Annotated in this window: 1 protein-coding gene; it reads left to right on the top strand. The window is 43.5% G+C overall.

Annotated elements, in window-relative coordinates; genetic code table 11:
* Positions 1 to 250: hypothetical protein (locus AOA62_RS31920; protein ID WP_218244211.1), on the top strand; the 250-nt coding region annotated here is incomplete at its 5' end.
* Positions 251 to 306 lie beyond the last annotated feature (56 nt).

Genomic DNA, 306 nt, shown 5'->3' with positions numbered 1-306 from the left:
AGGCAGTGGTTTGATGGTTCAAAATGGTGGAGAATTGCAATGGTTCCGAATAAGTGGGAAGGATGGGCGGTTCGTACCAGCAAGTGCCGTGATCAAGGATAAACATACAGTTGTAATAATGAGTGAAGATGTGGATGATCCCGAGCATGTTCGTTATGCTAGGGCGGATAATCCAGAAGGAGCTAATTTATACAATAAAGAAGGCCTTCCAGCATCTCCGTTTACGACAGAATATACAGCAGAAGACTAAGTGACAGATTAATTTGGTGAGATGGGGATGAGCAAAATGGGAGGATACTTTTCCTG

The sequence above is a fragment of the Pseudomonas sp. 2995-3 genome (assembly GCF_002742565.1).
Taxonomy (GTDB): domain Bacteria; phylum Pseudomonadota; class Gammaproteobacteria; order Pseudomonadales; family Pseudomonadaceae; genus Aquipseudomonas; species Aquipseudomonas edaphica.
The sequence above is the reverse complement of the archived record's forward strand: the minus strand, read 5'-3'. Positions and strand labels throughout refer to the sequence as shown.